The organism is Virgibacillus sp. MSJ-26, assembly GCF_018918075.1.
Lineage (GTDB): Bacteria > Bacillota > Bacilli > Bacillales > Amphibacillaceae > MSJ-26.
Window position 1 is genome coordinate 1 of sequence record NZ_JAHLPW010000018.1, and the last position, 18,190, is coordinate 18,190.

General features: G+C 36.1%; 18 protein-coding genes and 1 rRNA gene. 5 read left to right on the forward strand and 14 right to left on the reverse strand.

The window, feature by feature from the left end:
* Nucleotides 1–201 (reverse strand): 16S ribosomal RNA (locus KQI49_RS14990); the annotation flags it as partial.
* A 588-nt stretch (nt 202–789) separates the two neighbouring features.
* On the opposite strand from KQI49_RS14990, the gene KQI49_RS14995 reads away from it, so the two are divergent.
* A complete protein-coding gene (locus KQI49_RS14995) occupies nt 790–1,182 on the forward strand; it encodes a YgzB family protein (protein WP_216490292.1) in 393 nt (130 codons plus the stop codon).
* A gap of 86 nt (nt 1,183–1,268) precedes the next feature.
* Nucleotides 1,269–3,008 carry a chorismate-binding protein gene (locus KQI49_RS15000; protein ID WP_216490294.1) on the forward strand — a complete coding sequence of 580 codons (1,740 nt, stop codon included), beginning with the start codon at nt 1,269–1,271 and terminating at the stop codon, nt 3,006–3,008.
* A gap of 57 nt (nt 3,009–3,065) precedes the next feature.
* Here the strand turns inward: KQI49_RS15000 and KQI49_RS15005 are convergent, their stop codons facing one another.
* From KQI49_RS15005 to mutY, 11 genes are all read right to left on the reverse strand, one after another.
* Nucleotides 3,066–3,953 (reverse strand): putative RNA methyltransferase, encoded by an 888-nt coding sequence (locus KQI49_RS15005; RefSeq protein ID WP_216490296.1) that lies wholly within the window; start codon nt 3,951–3,953, stop codon nt 3,066–3,068.
* 69 nt (nt 3,954–4,022) lie between these two features.
* On the reverse strand, nt 4,023–4,484 hold the full coding sequence (gene perR, locus KQI49_RS15010; RefSeq protein ID WP_216490298.1) for a peroxide-responsive transcriptional repressor PerR: 462 nt from the start codon (nt 4,482–4,484) through the stop codon (nt 4,023–4,025).
* A gap of 156 nt (nt 4,485–4,640) precedes the next feature.
* Complete coding sequence (locus tag KQI49_RS15015) at nt 4,641–5,597, reverse strand: D-2-hydroxyacid dehydrogenase (RefSeq protein WP_216490299.1); 957 nt, start codon at nt 5,595–5,597, stop codon at nt 4,641–4,643.
* A 106-nt stretch (nt 5,598–5,703) separates the two neighbouring features.
* On the reverse strand, nt 5,704–6,348 hold the full coding sequence (locus KQI49_RS15020) for a sugar transferase (protein WP_216490301.1): 645 nt from the start codon (nt 6,346–6,348) through the stop codon (nt 5,704–5,706).
* 445 nt (nt 6,349–6,793) lie between these two features.
* Nucleotides 6,794–7,741 carry a glycine betaine ABC transporter substrate-binding protein gene (locus tag KQI49_RS15025; RefSeq protein ID WP_216490303.1) on the reverse strand — a complete coding sequence of 316 codons (948 nt, stop codon included), beginning with the start codon at nt 7,739–7,741 and terminating at the stop codon, nt 6,794–6,796.
* A gap of 299 nt (nt 7,742–8,040) precedes the next feature.
* Nucleotides 8,041–8,511 (reverse strand): thioredoxin-dependent thiol peroxidase, encoded by a 471-nt coding sequence (gene bcp, locus KQI49_RS15030; protein WP_216490305.1) that lies wholly within the window; start codon nt 8,509–8,511, stop codon nt 8,041–8,043.
* A 56-nt stretch (nt 8,512–8,567) separates the two neighbouring features.
* Complete coding sequence (locus tag KQI49_RS15035) at nt 8,568–9,005, reverse strand: potassium channel family protein (protein WP_216490307.1); 438 nt, start codon at nt 9,003–9,005, stop codon at nt 8,568–8,570.
* Nucleotides 9,006–9,860: 855 nt separating this feature from the next.
* Nucleotides 9,861–11,627, reverse strand: a complete 1,767-nt coding sequence (locus KQI49_RS15040; RefSeq protein ID WP_216490308.1) for an ABC transporter ATP-binding protein — start codon at nt 11,625–11,627, stop codon at nt 9,861–9,863.
* 109 nt (nt 11,628–11,736) lie between these two features.
* On the reverse strand, nt 11,737–12,267 hold the full coding sequence (gene ntdP, locus KQI49_RS15045; protein ID WP_216490310.1) for a nucleoside tri-diphosphate phosphatase: 531 nt from the start codon (nt 12,265–12,267) through the stop codon (nt 11,737–11,739).
* A gap of 201 nt (nt 12,268–12,468) precedes the next feature.
* The gene (locus KQI49_RS15050) at nt 12,469–12,642 is read right to left on the reverse strand and encodes a gamma-type small acid-soluble spore protein (protein ID WP_216490312.1); all 174 of its coding nucleotides are present in this window, start codon (nt 12,640–12,642) and stop codon (nt 12,469–12,471) included.
* A 108-nt stretch (nt 12,643–12,750) separates the two neighbouring features.
* Entirely contained in the window at nt 12,751–13,824 is a 1,074-nt protein-coding gene (gene mutY, locus KQI49_RS15055; protein ID WP_216490314.1) for an A/G-specific adenine glycosylase, read from the reverse strand.
* A 136-nt stretch (nt 13,825–13,960) separates the two neighbouring features.
* Between mutY and KQI49_RS15060 the strand changes: the two genes are divergently transcribed.
* A complete protein-coding gene (locus KQI49_RS15060; protein ID WP_216490316.1) occupies nt 13,961–14,947 on the forward strand; it encodes a metal-dependent hydrolase in 987 nt (328 codons plus the stop codon).
* A gap of 126 nt (nt 14,948–15,073) precedes the next feature.
* Here KQI49_RS15060 and KQI49_RS15065 read toward each other — a convergent pair whose 3' ends face one another.
* Nucleotides 15,074–15,412: a YfhH family protein gene (locus KQI49_RS15065; RefSeq protein WP_216490318.1), complete on the reverse strand. Its 339-nt coding sequence runs from the start codon at nt 15,410–15,412 to the stop codon at nt 15,074–15,076.
* Between the two features lie 120 nt (nt 15,413–15,532).
* Here KQI49_RS15065 and KQI49_RS15070 point away from each other — a divergent pair, with 120 nt between their 5' ends.
* Entirely contained in the window at nt 15,533–16,192 is a 660-nt protein-coding gene (locus tag KQI49_RS15070) for an SDR family NAD(P)-dependent oxidoreductase (protein ID WP_216490320.1), read from the forward strand.
* A gap of 31 nt (nt 16,193–16,223) precedes the next feature.
* Here the strand turns inward: KQI49_RS15070 and recX are convergent, their stop codons facing one another.
* Nucleotides 16,224–17,036: a recombination regulator RecX gene (recX, locus tag KQI49_RS15075; protein ID WP_216490322.1), complete on the reverse strand. Its 813-nt coding sequence runs from the start codon at nt 17,034–17,036 to the stop codon at nt 16,224–16,226.
* Between the two features lie 103 nt (nt 17,037–17,139).
* Between recX and KQI49_RS15080 the strand changes: the two genes are divergently transcribed.
* The gene (locus KQI49_RS15080; protein ID WP_216490329.1) at nt 17,140–18,027 is read left to right on the forward strand and encodes a TIGR01777 family oxidoreductase; all 888 of its coding nucleotides are present in this window, start codon (nt 17,140–17,142) and stop codon (nt 18,025–18,027) included.
* Nucleotides 18,028–18,190 lie beyond the last annotated feature (163 nt).

Consider the following 18,190-nt stretch of genomic DNA (forward strand, 5'->3'; position numbering starts at 1 on the left):
GACTTCATTCGGTATTAGCTCACGTTTCCGCGAGTTATCCCAATCTTACAGGCAGGTTGCCCACGTGATACTCACCCATCCGCCGCTCGTTCCACGGACTAGACACCCCGAAGGGTGACGAGTCCGCTTCCCGCGCTCGACTTGCATGTATTAGGCACGCCGCCAGCGTTCGTCCTGAGCCAAGATCAAACTCTCCAAAAAAGTTTGTTGTCAAATCTTAGCTTGTTCAAAAGGTTACCCTTTTGAGTTTTATAGAAGAAACTTAATTTCTCCTGACATACTGGTTGTTCTGTTCAGTTTTCAAAGAGCAAATCTTCCGTCGCTTGTTTTGGCGACTTTCTTAATATAACATGTTAACAATTCGTTGTCAACATCTTCTTTTAAACTTTTTCAATATTGCGACTGCCTTTTATCAGCTTATATAATATAGCATGATTTAAATTAAATAACAAGTTGTTTCGAAAAAGTTTTTTGTCATCTGTCGTTAAACATTTAATTTAGCGACGATTAATAATCTACCACGGTTTTAAATATATGTCAATTATCTTTTAAAAAACATCCTTACTGCATTTCATTTTGCTCATTATTAGCATTCATTGCTATTCACCTCCCTTAAATATAGTGGCGTTGTTTCAACAAGAATCTCCTATTCATAATGCGTGACTACATTATTAGGAAATATACCTTCATATTTAAAAAGTAAACCGCCTGTTTAATAGAAAGTATTCTAATTCATTTTGGAGTCTTATTTATGCTATACTTACAATGGATATTTTGAGGAGGAAGAGTATGTCTCAATTAGTTTACAAAAGTAAGATCAATAAAATTCGTACCTTTGCACTCGTCCTTATTTTTGCAGGGATTGGATTTATGTATATAGGTCTGTTAGTCAAAAAAATAGAGTGGCTTATGCTGTTATTTTTCTTAATTGGAGTTCTTTCCGTTCTCCTAAGCACCGTCGTCTACTTATGGATTGGAATGTTATCAACTAAAGCCATTCCTATCGTGTGCCCCAATTGTGAAAAACCGACAAAAATGCTTGGACGAGTTGATGCGTGTATGCATTGCAAGCAACCTTTGACACTTGATAAGGATTTAGAAGGAAAAGAATTCGACGAGAAATATAACCAAAGTCGATATCGAAAAAAAGCTTTAGCTGAAGCTAAAAAGAAAAGCAAATAGAATTTGGGCTCTGTTATAAAATTTAACAGAGCCTTTTTAATACCAATGGTCAAATATATATTTCGATCGTTATTTGGGAGGTTAACATGAAACATCAAACATTGAACCCGTCATTACAGTTTAACTTTGCATTTGAAAATAAAATAAAACCAATGGTGTTCCGGGATCCCGTTAAAATTATTACTACTCATACTTTAGATGAAGTGGATAATTGTTTTACTGAAATACAACAATTATCTAATGAAGGCTATTATGTAGCAGGATTTGTTTCTTATGAAGCGGCACCTGCATTTAACCCTCGTTTAAGAGTGAAGGAGAATTCAAATATGCCTTTACTTTGGTTTGGCGTTTTTGAAGAAGCATTTAGACCAGAATCTATTAAGACTACCAATTATCAAACAGGTCAATGGGAATCTAATATTACCATTGATAGTTACATTAACCAGATTTCTAAAATTCACGAGTACCTAGAAGACGGAAAAACAGAACAAGTTAATTATACGTTAAAAATGAAATCTGCTTTTAAAGGTGATTCACTAGCTTTTGCCGAGAATTTAATCAATGCTCAAGCTGCAGATTATACAGCATATATAGATACTGGACGTTACCAAATCGCGTCCGCTTCTCCAGAATTATTTTTTCAATTACAAGGTCGAGTTTTAACCACAAAACCAATGGCCGGAACTGCCCCTCGAGGGAAAACATATAAAGAAGACCTTGCCCAAGCAAAGTGGCTTAAAAATTCAAAAAAGAACCAACAGGAAAATAATATTATTGCAAAAGCAATGAAAGAAGAGATGGAAACGATAGCAAACAAAGGACAAGTCCACATTACTAATCAGCATTCTATTGAAAAATATCCAACGGTTTACCAAATGACAACAACATTAACTTCTGAACTCGCGTCAAACTTAGGATTGTTCGATATCTTTAAAGCTATTTTTCCATGTAGTTCGATTACCGGTCTGCCTAAGAAAGAGACAATGGATGTCATTTTTGAAATAGAACAAGAAGCGCGTGATGTCTATTGCGGAGCTATCGGTTATATCACGCCAAATCAAGAAGCCATTTTCAACGTGCCCATCCGGACAGCTGTTATAGATTCTGAGAAAAACGAAGCTATTTACGGTGTTGGTGGCGGAATTACGAGGGAATCTACTGCTGAAGATGAGTATAAAGAAGTCCTCACAAAAACAGCTATTATACATACAAATAAGACTGATTACAACTTGTTAGAATCCATTCGGTTAGAGGATGGTCAGTACTTTCTTTTAAAGAATCATTTAGAAAGAGTAAAACAATCAGCTAGCTACTTCGACGTGAGTATCAATATCGAAAAAATAAAACAATCACTATATAATTTTGCAACAGAACACCCTCAAGGTACATACAAAGTTCGCTTATTAATTAATCAAAAGGGCGAGTATACTATAGATGAGAAGAAAATTTCAGTGATGGAAAATTCACAGATTGTAAAAGTTGCCATTCAACCAATTGATAAGGAAAATGTATTTCATTACCATAAAACAACATCCCGGGAGATTTATAATAAACATAAACAGGCTAACATATTTGACGTCTTGTTGTGGAATGATAGAAAGGAAATTACTGAATTTACAAACGGAAATATCGTCGTTGACATAGACGGTAATTTGTACACCCCGCCAATATCTTGCGGACTGCTACCTGGGACGTTTCGAAAACATTTATTAAATGAAAATCTTATTTCAGAAAGGGTTATCCCTTTAGAAAAGTTATCATCCTGCAATGCCATATGGTTTATTAACAGTGTACGGAAATGGGTTCCTGTTTATATAAAAAAATAACAACTTCATATAAGGGTGTTTCTTTTGAGATTAATTCGAGGAAACTCCCTTTTAAAACTATAACTTCTTATAGCCAATTAATACATCAAAATCCACAGAGATCGAACGAATGCCTGATGCCTTAAAGTTATTTGTTTTCTCGTCAGACCAATTCCAAGTGAGCGGGGTCATATGTAAAAGCAAGTCAAGATGTTCTTCATCAAGTAACACGTCGTATTGTAGGTCAATTTTCTCTACGTCTTTAAAGTGTTGATAAAATAATTCAACAGTAGGTTCATTGGAGTAGAGAGTATCATGTTTAGGCCGATCATCATTAAACTCTCTAAGCTGTATTAAATAGTCTTTCTGAGGAACGACTTTAATGGCCAGACCATCTTTTTCTAATACTCGTGTGAATTCATCATAGTTGGCAGGCGATAATATGTTTAAAATAATATTGACTGTCTGTTTTTGAAAAGGAATATTAGCTAGATCCGCTACAAACCAGTTTTGACCTCCATAATATTTAGCCGCCTTAAGAATACCTTCTTTGGCTATGTCAATTCCTGCTGCTGTAATCTTTTCGGGTGTATAATCCAGTAATCCATGATGTATTTTGTATAAATGTGAACCTTCCCCTGAACCCGCATCTAAGATAAATAAGCGGGATGATCCTTGCACTTCTATGATCAGTTCAGTTAACTTTTGATGTAATGGAGCAAAAAAGACACTCTCTGTGATTAGTTTCCTTCGCGAGTCAAACAATTCTTTATTATAATTAGTCTTCACAGCTCGGGTTAGTAAATTCACATAGCCCTGTTTTGCGATATCAAACGAATGACCCTTTTCACAAGTTAATTGAGCGACATCAACACGCATGGATGATTTACAATTTGGACACGATATATTCGATTCAATTTGAGACATGAGCTGGGCGCTACTTTCTCTTTTACTCAACCTTGACATTTTTGTAACTCCTCATGTACTTTAATTCTTTTGAAAAAAAGCCATGCTATTTAAGCATGACCGGTAAATTTATTGAACATTTTTTTCAGGTGTATCAGTTAACTCTTTGCAATCTGGGCATGTGCCATAAAGTTCCATTCGATGATGACTAACTTCAAACCCGGTCACTTGCTCAGCTAAGGATTCAACTTCATCCAAGGTTGGATAATAAAAGTCAACAATCTTGCCACAGTCTTCACAGATAATATGGTAATGTTCTGTCGTGTCGCAATCAAAGCGACTTGAGGAATCTCCATATGTCAATTCGCGCACAAGTCCAATCTCTTTTAAGACGCGGAGATTGTTATAGACTGTTGCCACACTCATATTGGGAAACTTCCCCTCAAGTGCTTTATAAATCTCATCAGCTGTCGGATGCCCCTTAGAGTTTAAGAGAAAATCAAGCACCGCATGACGCTGAGGTGTAATACGTACACCTGATTCCTTCAATGTATCAATTGCTTCTTCTAATTGTTGTTCGGACACCGTCATGCACCTCTCTTTCATTTTAATATGAATTATTAACATTATTATATGATAATCTTTATAATTAGTTTACCGTCTTATATAGGGTCTTGTCAATATAAGTACATTATTATCTAATAATTATTATAACAAGTCACATTTAATTTAGGTAGCTAATTCGTTTTAATATCCGAGTGATGTATCAATTTGATTAACATAATCATCTTCACCTTTGACAAAGACGTCAAGGTTTCTCTCTAATATATCCAATGCACGTGGTAAGTAATTAGGTGAAATACCTGATAAATGCGGGGTAATTGTGACCTTTTCTTCAGCCCATAACGGATGGTCTTCTGGTAATGGCTCCGTTTCAAAAACATCCAGAACGGCATGAGCGATTTCTTTTTCCTTGATTGCTTTGATAATGACGTCACTCTCCACAGCATCTCCACGCCCCATGTTAAGGAATATAGCACTCTCTTTCATTGCTTTGAACAGGTCAAACGTATAGAGATACTGCGTTTCTTTAGTGCTTGGTAAAACAGATATAACGAAATCTGCTTCAGGTAGATACGCTTTCATTTTATCAGTTGTTACATTTTCATCAAAGTGATTGACTGCCCGTCCACTGCGCGATACGCCTATTGTCTTCATACGAAATGCTTTAGCTAATCGAGCAACTTCTTGTCCAATAGCTCCAGTACCAGCGATTAACATCGTTTTCTCAGTAATTTCTAAAGGCTTTTGTTTTTTATCACGCGCCCATACATGCTCTTTTTCTTTTTCCATTAGCGTCTTTTCATCACGATAGACTTGAAGCAGCATTGAAATAGCATATTCTGCCATTGGAACCTTGTGAATTCCCCTAACATTTGTCACTAAAACACCTTTCTTTTCCAAGGCATCAAAAGGTAATTGATCAAGACCCGCTGACAAAACATTCACCCATTTTAATTTTTTAGCATGTTCTACTAAGGTATCAGTTAAATCTGACCCATATGTGACGATCACTTCTGCTTCTTCAATATGTTTTTGGGCTTCATCCATATTGTCGCAAAAAGTAAACTTCAATGTTGGATAATTTGCTTTCAGTTTTTCTTGGTCTTTTTCTGATATTTTTAATGAAAATAATACGGACATTACAATCCCCCTACTGGTTTTTCTTTTGCATATATATTACTATATTAAACGTTTTAATAGTAATAAAACAGTAGAAAGATTTTTACCCCTCTTAATCTAGTCATTTTTATAGCAGACGCTGATACAAAATTTTAAGATCAAAGAATAAAGATTGTTGGCTAATATAATGTAAATCAGCTTTTATGATGTCATCATAATCTGCTGTGTTCGGTAAATTAAGTTGGGCATACCCCGTCAAACCTGGCCTTACTTTAAAGCGATTGGCCTGATGCCGATTAAAATAATCAGCAATTTCTGGATGTTCTGGTTTCGGACCGACGAGACTCATATCACCTTTCAATACATTAAAGAGACACGGTAATCTATGAAGTTTATATTTTTTCAATGTTAAACCTGTCTCTGTATAAAATGATTCATCTCTTAAAAACTTAAAAGAATCAGGAACACCGTATCGCCAATTGTCGGGTGCAGGATAAGGCGGTAAGGCTTGAATCAATTGTCTAGGCGGAGTCTTTATTCTGAATGTGTACATGATAAACAAGCGCTTATCTTTACCTGTCCGTGGCTCTTTAAAAATAATAGGACGACCTTCTTGTTTATATAAACGATAAGCTATTATTAAAAACAGTGGTGATAAAGTGAGTAGTAAGATAGAACTAACAAGAACATCTAATAATCTTTTTACTATAAAGTTAAGATAGATATTCACAAAATAACTTGTTCTTAGTCTCACGCGCTCTATTAACTCCATTTTTATCCTCCATTTAAAATGGTAATTTATTTAACCATATTCCAGAACGGTTGGATATATTACTAAAAGAAGAAAAGCTCAGGGTGTCTGGTCAGCTCCGACAAGCTTAAGCAGAAATCCGCAGTGGGTTCTTTGCTAGGTTTACTGTTTAAGACCTCGAGGAGCTAGGCGCCCTGAGCTGGACGAACAAAAGTGTAAACGCCCGATTAGCAACGTACAAGTTGGAGAAGGCCTGACGAGATAAAGGAGACTTGAAGAGCAAAGCGATTCAATGTCGACTTATCGTAGGAAGGCATTCGAAACTTGATAGTTGATGGACGATTGTACTGGACGTGGCCAATTTTAGTATAAAGTTATACACAGAAGTTTTGATGTTATAGTTTCCTGGTGTATGAAAAAAGCTTGGAGTAAGTCTTCACTCCAAGCTAAAAGTTTTTTTCGTCGTTTATTTTGCTTCTAAATCTTCTATAGAATCAAGGTCCATATATTCTGGTACGACTATACCAATTTTTGCACCTTTTAAGTTTGGTCCTAAATCATCTAAATTGTCTTCATGCTTATCAAAGAATTCTTGGTGAGTTATCGGTAACCATGCTGCAATGGTTGCATCGGCATCCCCGTTTGCTACTGTCTCAAACACAACCGCAACATCTACAGGTGTAACTTCTACCTTAAAGCCTTTTTGTTCCATGGCTTCTTTTAAAACACCAGATGATGCTCTTTCAGAGTCCCATGGCGTGGATACAAGTTCAACTTCAACACCGTCCACGTCATCGACTCCTTCTCCCCACTTGGCTACTTTATCTTCATTGTCTTCTACCCAGCGTTTCGCGACATCTTCAACTTCTTCCCCCGAGTCTTGAGCTTCATACATAATCTCTTCCATGTCTTCTACGTCCCATTCAAACTGGCTAATCATCTTGTATGCCTCAGGTTTTTCCTCTTCAAGTCCAAGTTTTGCTATAGAATTAATATTTTCTTCGCCACCATAAACTTCTTTTGGATCATCCAGATATTTCATATCCGGATACTTCGCAAACATCCAATGTGGATTCCAGCCTGTAATAATAATAGGTTCTTCTTTGTTCATAGCTTGATCAAGTTCTGACATCATTGCTGCGGTTGACGACAGTTCTACATCCCAACCTTGTAAACTATCATATTCCTCAATCGCTTCTTCTGTTGCAACAGAAATTCCTGCACCCGGCTCGATACCGGTAATTGTATAATCAACTTCCTCACTATAGTTAACTGCGTCATCAGTTGTTTCATCATCGTTATCCCCTTCAGCAGAATCATTGTCTGAACAAGCCGCAAGGAATAACATACATGCTAATATTGAAATAAACACGATTGATCTTTTAAACTCTAACTTCTTTAAACTAGCAAACATTAAATAAACTCCTCCTCTAATAATGCATGAAACTATTCACCTAATCGAATCCTCTGATTTATAAGACATTTAACAATATATCTATATTTTTATCTAATCGCAAACACGATAATATAGGAAATAGACTCATTTACTAATAAAAATGAAACTCATGAACAAATCTCTAAAGTTTTCTTAGATTTATTATGTTTTGCAATCAAACCTTAGAATTTAATAAATTTTATAAATTAAAAAAGAACGTAAAAAACCCACCTGGATAGCTCCACATGGGTTTTAATTTTTCACACGTTCTAATCCTACTAATTTAAATACTCTCTCACATATTCTAGCGCTTCTTCTACATGGCCTTTAACCCGTACTTTACGGTATTCTTTTTGAATTTGGCCTTCCTTATCGATAATGAATGTCGAGCGTTCAATCCCGTAATATTCGCGGCCGAAGTTTTTCTTTAACTTCCAAACGCCATAATCTTTAGCTGCTTGTTTATCTTCATCAGCCAGTAGTAAAAACGGTAAATCATGCTTATCTATAAACTTTTCATGGCGCGTTACCGGATCAGGGCTCACACCAATAATCACTGCATCAAGTTCTCCAAAACTTTCATGATGATCACGAAAATCACAAGCCTGCGTTGTACAACCTGGTGTCATATCTTTAGGGTAAAAATACAACACTATATTCTTGCCTTTAAAATCACTTAAGCTTACCTTTTCACCATTTTGATCCGGTAGCGTAAAGTCTGGTGCTTGTTTACCTATTTCCACTGTCATTGAAATACCCCCAATATTCATTCTTTCTTAATCATAACACTAGGACCATTTCATTTCTAATCTTCAACCTTTTCTTTAGTCGTTACGACAAGACGCAGAACAAAAGCTGTCGGTAAAACGTAGCCGATTAAGGCTTGTATCAGCGCAACTAGCCGGCCAATGCCTATTGGCACAATGTCACCATACCCTATCGTTAACATAGTCACGCCACTGAAATAGAAAGAATGAACTAGAGATCCAATAATACCAACTTTCCTTAGTTCGTCCCCTTCCACTAGAATGATCCCCTGGAGCGATAAAATAAAATAGATCAGACCAAAACCAAGGATGACAATTGTGTACGTAACGAGTAGTGTGTAAAAGATTTCCACAGAAAAACGCCCCTCACTCAAACGTTCATCCGTCTCTTTTGAACCACCTTTAATAAAACCAGTTAAGCTTTTTATTAAAATAAATACAATTAACCCTATAAAAATCCAAGATAATACCGCCATATTTTCCCCTTTTTCACTGTATTTGTTCCATTATATGCAACACAATAGAAAAGCTTGTCTAAATATAATAATTCAACTTTCTACAGAAGAGTCCTGTTCCACCGTTTCGGAAAAACATTTCTTTTTCCGCACGGATGAAGAATTGCAGTTCATTCTTCTTTGCTGCTGAGTCTCCGAAAGTTAACGCATTTCAAGGCTTCTCACTTAGACTTTTTCTCCTGCTGGACAAAGAATGCTTCGACGGCGATACATCGCACACAAAAAAACGGATACGGTGTAAATTTAATCCAAAGAAGTTGCTAAAAGTCAATTCTTAGAACTCCAAACGAAAGCTATCTGTAGCGAAGGAAAAAATGCGAGCCCCTTATGGCAATGAAACGAGGTCACTGAAAAAGTCCTCCAAATTGTTCTCGCACCATATTTCTGCTAATACATCTGCTTTATCCTCCCCGGATTTACTCCTGAACCTTATTCCAGGTAGTGTATCTGTAAAATCCAAAAAGTCTGTTGGAGATTATGTCATAACTTTGAAGCACTTTTTTCAGTGGTCGCAAAAGGAACAGTTTGAAGCCCCCCGCAACAAGTGATTTTTGCGAGTGAGGAGGCTGAAGCGTTCCCTATGGAGGGAGAGTTTCTTTTTCGTAGCGATGGAATGAGTACATATCTTTTGAAAGTGGAACAATTTTGCTGACGGTACTGCGTATCATTTATTAAATGTGTAAATGTAAAGATTTTACGGACTTAATAAGCAAAATTTCTTAACCTGACACCGTGGGCCCAAGGTATATTTATTATCACATCCTACGAAAATGAAAAACCAGTGGTTCAAATCTCCACTGGTTTTATATCTGTCTTCTATAATAATGTTTGTGATTCGTCGTTTAGATTTTGAACTTGATATAAATCGTAATAGCTTCCTTTTTTCGACATCAATTCATCGTGAGAACCGATTTCCGAAATTTCCCCGTTTTCAATTACGACAATTCGATCGGCATGAGTGATTGTTGCCAAGCGATGAGCAACAATAAATGTTGTTCGATCAGCCGCGAGCTTCCCAAGTGCTTCCTGAATCGTATGCTCACTCTCTAGGTCAAGGGCAGATGTGGCTTCATCAAAAATCAAGATTGGTGGATTTTTCAAAAACACACGTGCAATGGCAATTCTTTGTTTTTGACCACCAGATAATTTAACCCCGCGTTCACCAACGGTTGTTTCATATGCATAAGGAAGGTCCATTATAAATTCATGAGCATTGGCAGCTTTAGCGGCAGCCACAACCTCATCATCGCTTGCATCAGGGTTTCCCATCCGAATGTTCATTGCTATTGATTCACTGAATAAAATATTATCCTGTAGCACCATTCCGATATTATCTCGTAAAGAGCGAGCCTGTACATCACGTATATCTTGACCATCGACTTTGATAGCACCACTTGTAACATCATAAAAACGTGGTATCAAACTAATTAATGTTGATTTTCCTCCTCCACTCATACCAACAAGAGCGATTGTCTCTCCCTTTTCAACATTGAGTGAGACATTTTTCAATACTTCAGGTTCTGTTTTTTCATAGCGGAATGAAATATTTTCGATATTAATTTTACCATTAACATTTTTTAATGGCTCTGCATCAGATTTATCGACAATATCATATGATTCATTCATAAGTTCAAACACACGATCAATTGATGCTATCGACTGTGTTAGTTGGGTTGACGAATTAATTAATCGTCGCAATGGACTATATACCCTTTCCATGTATCCCACAAAAGCAACCATCGTTCCCATCGTCAAATTACCATTAATCACTTGATATCCTGCAAATGCAATGACTAGGAGTGGTGCTAAATCCGTAATGGTATTTGTGACCGCAAACGTTTTAGCATTCCATCCTGTATGGGTAATCGCTTTTTCTAAAAAATTACTGTTTCTTTTATCAAATTGTTCTTGTTCATAATTCTCAAGTGCAAAGCTCCTCGTCACCGGAATACCTTGTACCCGTTCATGCAAATGACCTTGGACTTCTGCAAGAGCTTGAGATCTTTCGCGAGTTAATCGGCGTAATTTCCCGTAAAAATACTTAACAGAGAAACCGAATATAGGAAATAATATAATTGATACAATCGTTAAAGGTACATCCATTGTTAACATAATAACAATAGCAATTAATATCGTGACTAAGTCTAACCATATATTCATAAGTCCAGTTATGACAAAAATTTTCGTTTGTTCGACATCATGTATTACCCGGGAAATAATTTCGCCAGTTTTCGTCTGCGAATAAAATCTCAAACTTAACCTCTGAAGGTGGTCAAATAGCTTATCTCTGATGTCATAGAGGATTTTACTTCCTACCCACTGCGCTAAATATTGTCGAAGATATTCGATTGGCGGACGTAAAACTAAGAAAACAATGAACGATCCACCCATTACCCAAAAAAGTTTGGAAGTTTTTTCGACGTCTGTTAGTGCACCAGTCGTAATAATATTATCAATAACATATTTTAAAATGAGCGGGATTAATAAAGGTATAGCGAATTTAAATACCCCAATGATGACCGTCCATAAAATTTTCCATTTATATGGTGCAACGAATTTCAAATACTGTTTTATACTCGACATTTGATAATCTTCCTTTTTAAAATATCTAGGTGTTATAAAAATCTATTTCTCTTCCTAATTTATTCATAGTAATAGAAAAGCCTTGCTACTTATTTATTGTAACAAGGGTTTACCATCGAAACGCTAAAAAATGTTCATACCATTGATCAATGAACCCTGGGGAAAATGGACCTTTGCGTTGATGAACCCATTCTTTGAGATGATCAATATTGGCGTATAAAATTTGGTCTAGAACTTTTGGATAATTCATCTCCACTTTATGTTCTTCATACTCATCTTCATCAAGAATGTTGTAGGTCATATCAGGGAACACTTTTAAATCCAAATCATAGTCAATATATTTTAACGCACTATTTTCATATAAAAAAGGAGAACTAATATTGCAGTAATAATATATTCCATCTGCACGAAGCATCCCAATGATATTAAACCAATACTCTGAATGGAAATAGCAAATGGCTGGCTCTCTCGTTACCCATGATCGACCATCACTTTCTGTTACATGAGTTTTATCATTTGCTCCGATGACTATTTTTTCCGTTCCTTTCAAGACGACACTGCTGTCCCATACCCTATGCAAAGTACCGTTATGCTTATAACTTTGAATTTGAATGTCCGCGCCAACTTTCGGAGCAACCATTTTATCTTCCTTTCTCCTTTTATAACCGGTTATTTTCTATTTTTTAGTCAATACCAAGTATAAGGCTAACAATTCAAAAATTAAAGCATTATGCAGAGGTTTACTTCACTCCTCAATCCATTTTAATTTGTATATGACACAAAAAGAGTTTCCTTGAAGAAAGGAAACTCTTTTTTGGAAACGTATTCGAGGATAAATACGTTATTTCTTGTTTTGTTCAGATTTTTGATTCTGCTTTTTTACCTCTTGAGCATTTGTTTCAGATGCAAACTCAGTGCCATATTGACCTTGCTGGCCTTGTGCCGCCTGTTGGTTTTGCTGTTTAACATGTTTAACGTTTGTACCAGCAGCTTTTTTCGGATTGTTCTTAGCCATCAATATCACCTCCGCAATTATAATTTCTCCAATAAATTAATTGTTATCCATCTTTTTAATAAATCGTTAAAAGAAATTAATTATGGAGTGAACTTGAAGGCTATTTCACTATATGTATTGCATCATTTTTTGATGAGAAACTGGAAATGGAAATTTATCGATTTCTTCACGTGAAACCATCCGTAATCGTTGATCTTTTATTTCTTTTACACTTTGATAAGTCATCGCTTCGTACACGTCAATTTCCCAAATAATATGGGAGAAGACATGTCTAACATCCCCGACCTTTTTATCGACAGTAATGTCAAGACCATATTCTTTATTTAACCATTGTTCAGCTTCCTCATTCGTTTTAATTTGTCCTGGAATCATGGGGAATTGCCATAAATTAGCTAAAAGTCCTGTCTCAGGGCGCTTTTCAATAATAACTTCGCCTTTTTCATTTTTAATTATAACTGATTTGTAAGGCTTTTTCTTTTGCTTGGCTTTTTTTGCTTTCACTGGCAATTGTTCTTGAATCCCTTCTTCATAAGCCTCACAATGTTCCATCACAGGGCAAAACATGCACATTGGTGATTTAGGCGTACAGATTAATGCTCCGAGTTCCATTAAAGCTTGATTGAATGAAGATGGATCTTCTTCTGATATAATTGCTCTGACGATTTCTTCAAAACTTTTTCGTGTTCGCCCTACAGAGATATCATCATGGATATTAAAAATTCGAGATAACACACGCATAACATTTCCATCAACAGCCGGCTCAGGTTGATTAAAAGCAATCGATAAAATAGCCCCTCTTGTGTATGGACCAATCCCTTTTAATTCACCTAATTGTTTAGGCTGATCAGGTACTTTACCATTATATTCGCTAACAACTTCCCTAACAGCGTTTTGTAAATTACGTGCTCGGGAATAGTATCCCAGACCTTCCCAAGCTTTTAGAACCTCTTGTTCATCCGCAGAAGCTAAATCATAAACCGTTGGGAACTGTTCCATAAAACGATAAAAATAAGGAATGACCGTATCAACTTGAGTTTGTTGAAGCATAATTTCAGAAACCCATACTTTATAAGGGTTCTGATCTTGACGCCAAGGTAAATCACGTTTATTTTGACCGTACCATTCTAATAAGTCTGTTTGAAACTGAAAAATGTTAAATTTTCGTAACACCCTTGAAAGCATACAATCACTTCCTTTATGGTATAATATGATTAGAATATAGATACATTTTATAATTGATTTTAAAGCTATTGTGCGTTTTTATATAAATTAAATAGAGCCTTTTATATTTGAAATTACTAAGGGAGGACCTCAACTAATGGATACAGGAACCCATATTGCAATGGGCATTGCACTTGGTGGTATCGCAACGCTTGATCCTGCTGTGCAAAGTGATCCAACACTTTTTCACGCTGTCCTTGTGGGTACTATTGCTGGCTCACACGCTCCTGACTTTGACACTGTGTTGAAGTTGAAAAATAATGCAACTTATTTAAGACACCACCGGGGCGTCACCCATTCATTACCCGCTATAGTCATTTGGGGAATATTAATTTCCTCAATTATATATTTGTTTGTACCAGGTGTAAGTTTTTTACATTTGTGGGCTTGGATTTTTCTAGCCGTTGGTCTGCATGTTTTTGTTGATATATTTAATGCTTACGGTACGCAGGCAGGTAGACCATTTACCAATAAGTGGATTGCTTTTGGATTCATTAACACCTTTGATCCATTTATTTTTATATTGCATATCGTAGGGATTATTGCGTGGGTACTCGGCGCAAATCCTGGATACACGTGGCTAATTATCTATACCGTTATCGCCATGTATTATATTAAACGCTATCTCGATAAGCGAGAGATTGTAAAGAAAATTTACGATTATTTCCCTACAACTGAAAAAATAGCCACATCGCCAACAATCAAGCAGAATTATTGGCGTGTTGCCATTACGACATCGGAAAATTTCTATGTCGGTAGTGTAGATAATGGTCATATTTTGATTATAGATGAATTTGATAAGGTACCATTACCTAATTCAGATATAATGAATGTAGCAAAACAGGACAAAAATATTTCTGCATTTTTATCATTTTCACCTGTCTATCGTTGGGAAACCTATGAATATGATAATTATACAGAAGTGCGTCTTATCGATTTGAGATATCGTTCACGCGATTATTATCCTTTCGTCGCTGTCGTTCAAATTGATGATAATTTAAATATCCTCAGTTCATACACCGGTTGGATTTATTCTGAGAAAAAATTAAAAAGAAAACTTCACGTAGGCGAAAATCTTATTTGACTTAGGAAAAGCTCAAGAACAAAAGCGCTGGGCATGGCCAATTTCAGTATAAAGTTATCCACAGAAGTTTTAATGTTATAGTTTCCTAAGCAACAAGATGAAGCAGGAATTGAATTCCTGCTTTTTTTATTCTTTCACTGTATTCCCTAACAATGAAATCGGAATGGCTTCTTCTTTTTCATACACCTCGTCAAGTAGGTTGATTCGATGTCCCCAAGCAAAGACACCATTGATATAATTCACTTTAAATCTATGTCCAGGATCTGAAGGAAGCTCATAAACTTTATCTGCTTGGAACTCATCAGGATTTAACATATATGCCATAGCAACCTGCATCTTACGCTCATTGACAGCCACTTCACTAATATTTCCAAGTTGTTCCGCTTTTTGAGCTTTTTCTTTTAATTTACCAACTTCTGCTCTAAGCTGTTCAACTGTATAATCACTATATCGATAATTATTCATTTTTGAAACTCCTTTCCTTGCTATTTACATTTTACCAATTGTTTAAGACAATGGGAATAAGAAACAATACGAAACATACATTGAAAAATGACACTATGTGAAAATAGGGAGATGAAAATAATGTCTACAATCGCTATCACTGGTGCTGGCAGTGGCCTTGGACGAGCTTTAGCACTGGAGTATGCAAAGCACCATTATAAGGTATTTTTAATGGGACGTACAGATGAAAAGTTACAAATCGTTCGTCAAGAAATTGAAGATATGGACGGACAAGCCGAAGTTATCTTATGTGACGTTAGTGAATTTGCTTCTGTTAGCATCGCCTTTCAACAAATAGGTGAACTTGATGTCTTCATCAATAATGCCGGGATTGGGATCTTTGGTTCTGTTGAAAAGTATACAAACGAAGAGATTGAACATACATTAAATACAAATGTTAAAGGAACTATTACTACAGTCCAATATGCATTACCTTTAATACGAGAGAGCAAGGGAAGGATTTTAACGATTATTTCTACCGCTGGCTTGCGCGGGAAAGTCAATGAGTCGATTTATTGTGCAAGTAAATTTGCGGTTAGAGGGTTCACCGAAAGCTTACAGGAGGAATGGAAAGATGAGGATTTCTCCATTACAGCAGTTTATATGGGTGGTATGAATACACCATTTTGGGATCAGTCCACACACGTTAAAGATGCTTCTCATTTAAAAGGACCTGAAGTTGTAGCCAAGCAAATTTATCAGCAAGATGACGGCAGAAAAGAAATTATGATTGATAAGTAATAAATTCTTGAAAGAGTGGGGTGTAAATTTCTCACTCTTTCACCTGTTCATCGATAAATTTATTAATTTGTTCAAAAGGAAAGCCTTGCCGATAGAGGCCTTCTTTTATTTTTTGTTGTAATTCAAAGCCAGTGAATTTTCTTCCATGTCTTCGAAGTAATTTTCCACCATGATACATTAATGCATCCCATTCTTTGTCTGTATCCTGATTATTTTTAACTTCTTCCATGACATCACTAATCACGTCGTAGGTAAAGCCTTTTTGCATCAAGGTTGCTTGCATCTTTTGATACTGTTTTTGTAGTGAATCCTTCTTTGTAGTTCTCAATCTTTTCTCTGCCCATTTCATAGCCTTTTCATATTGGATCTCATAAGTATATTTTTTTATTGTTTCTTCAGCAATTCGGGTAGATACTCCTTTTTCAATGAGTTCCCTTTTAACGAGTTGTGGACCTTTACTTGACGTGCTTATTCTTGTATTGACAAACAGCTCTGCAAACTGTTCATCATTTAACAAGCTTTCTTCAACCAATTTATCCATAATATCTGGAATATAATTCTCATCTACTTCTTTTTCGAGTAAATAATCATACATTTCTTTTTTTGTCCGCATCCGGTAGCTTAAATAATTTATAGCAAGGGAATATGACTTATAAAAGTTATCATTTTCCTTTAAATTTTCGATTAAATCCTTAGAGAGTTCCATACCTTTATGTAATCTATATTCAATTAAAATAGCTTCATCAACGCTAAAACTGTATTGATCTCCTTTCTCATGAGTTAAAAAAATATTATAACGTTGCTTATTTTTCTTTTGTGTCGTAATTCGAGATATTTTTTCCATCAACTCACATCCTTACGAATATTATAACATGAATAACTTTCACCTTAAGTTCATTTTAGTATAATGAAGTCAATATCTTTTCTAATAAAGGGTGATATCGGGAATGAATTACTTAATTACTGGTGGAACAGGGTTCGTTGGAAAAAAGCTCATTAAGAAGCTTCATGAAGAACAACATCACACATACATTTTGACACGCTCCCCTGAATCATATGAGGATACTGAAAAAGCTACTTATATCGGATATGATGTCAATGCTTCGGAACTGCCTGCTGTAGATGGCGTTGTAAACCTCGCAGGTGAATCATTATTTGGGTATTGGACCAAGCAACGAAAGAAAAACATATTAAACAGCAGGATTGAAACGACTAGAAAGTTGCTTGGTATTATATCACAGTTAAAGAATAAGCCTAATGTTTTGGTGAGTGGCTCTGCGGTCGGTTATTATGGTATGTCTGACGAACTTATTTTCACAGAAAAAACTCATAAATCGAGTGAGGATTTTCTTGGAACAGTAACGAATAAATGGGAAAATACAGCAAAAGAAGCAGAACACATGGGCATTCGCACAGTGTTAACACGTTTTGGGGTTATCCTTGGAAAAGGAGGAGGTGCTCTTCCTTTAATGGGTTTACCAGTCAAACTTTTTGTCGGCGGCGAAATTGGTGACGGTGAACAATGGGTCTCTTGGGTTCATATTGACGACGTCGTGAATCTTATCATCTTTTGCCTAGAAAATGAAGAAGTATCTGGTCCCGTGAACGTGACCGCTCCCGAACCCAAACGAAACAAGGACTTTATGAAAACATTAGCACAAGTGTTGCATCGTCCTTACTGGTTCACAACACCTACATTTTTAATCCAAACTGCTCTAGGGGAAATGAGCCAATTAATCACCAAAGGCCAATACGTCTGGCCCGCCAAAGCAATCAATGCAAATTACCAATTTATTTATCCTAAATTAAGAGAGACGTTGAAAAGCTTAAACTAGATTAAAAGTTGTTTCTAAGCGAATATGATATTAAGAAATTAAATATGATTTCGGATCTCTTTATAATTCCATTTCACGAAGGCGAGTATATGGTGTCTATGCGGCTTCATCTCGTTCTATGCGCTCGGCCCGCGCTATGCACTGCTCCCAGACCCATGCGTCA

Coding starts and splice junctions, on each gene's coding strand:
- KQI49_RS15065 (WP_216490318.1), bottom strand. CDS start 15,412: ATGAATAATTATCGATATAGTGATTATACAGTTGAACAGCTTAGAGCA.
- KQI49_RS15040 (WP_216490308.1), bottom strand. CDS start 11,627: ATGTCGAGTATAAAACAGTATTTGAAATTCGTTGCACCATATAAATGG.
- KQI49_RS14995 (WP_216490292.1), top strand. CDS start 790: ATGTCTCAATTAGTTTACAAAAGTAAGATCAATAAAATTCGTACCTTT.
- ntdP (WP_216490310.1), bottom strand. CDS start 12,267: ATGGTTGCTCCGAAAGTTGGCGCGGACATTCAAATTCAAAGTTATAAG.
- recX (WP_216490322.1), bottom strand. CDS start 17,036: ATGGAAAAAATATCTCGAATTACGACACAAAAGAAAAATAAGCAACGT.
- perR (WP_216490298.1), bottom strand. CDS start 4,484: ATGACGGTGTCCGAACAACAATTAGAAGAAGCAATTGATACATTGAAG.
- KQI49_RS15015 (WP_216490299.1), bottom strand. CDS start 5,597: ATGTCCGTATTATTTTCATTAAAAATATCAGAAAAAGACCAAGAAAAA.
- bcp (WP_216490305.1), bottom strand. CDS start 8,511: ATGACAGTGGAAATAGGTAAACAAGCACCAGACTTTACGCTACCGGAT.
- KQI49_RS15020 (WP_216490301.1), bottom strand. CDS start 6,348: ATGGAGTTAATAGAGCGCGTGAGACTAAGAACAAGTTATTTTGTGAAT.
- KQI49_RS15005 (WP_216490296.1), bottom strand. CDS start 3,953: ATGTCAAGGTTGAGTAAAAGAGAAAGTAGCGCCCAGCTCATGTCTCAA.
- KQI49_RS15070 (WP_216490320.1), top strand. CDS start 15,533: ATGTCTACAATCGCTATCACTGGTGCTGGCAGTGGCCTTGGACGAGCT.
- KQI49_RS15060 (WP_216490316.1), top strand. CDS start 13,961: ATGGATACAGGAACCCATATTGCAATGGGCATTGCACTTGGTGGTATC.
- mutY (WP_216490314.1), bottom strand. CDS start 13,824: ATGCTTTCAAGGGTGTTACGAAAATTTAACATTTTTCAGTTTCAAACA.
- KQI49_RS15035 (WP_216490307.1), bottom strand. CDS start 9,005: ATGGCGGTATTATCTTGGATTTTTATAGGGTTAATTGTATTTATTTTA.
- KQI49_RS15000 (WP_216490294.1), top strand. CDS start 1,269: ATGAAACATCAAACATTGAACCCGTCATTACAGTTTAACTTTGCATTT.
- KQI49_RS15080 (WP_216490329.1), top strand. CDS start 17,140: ATGAATTACTTAATTACTGGTGGAACAGGGTTCGTTGGAAAAAAGCTC.
- KQI49_RS15025 (WP_216490303.1), bottom strand. CDS start 7,741: ATGTTTGCTAGTTTAAAGAAGTTAGAGTTTAAAAGATCAATCGTGTTT.
- KQI49_RS15050 (WP_216490312.1), bottom strand. CDS start 12,642: ATGGCTAAGAACAATCCGAAAAAAGCTGCTGGTACAAACGTTAAACAT.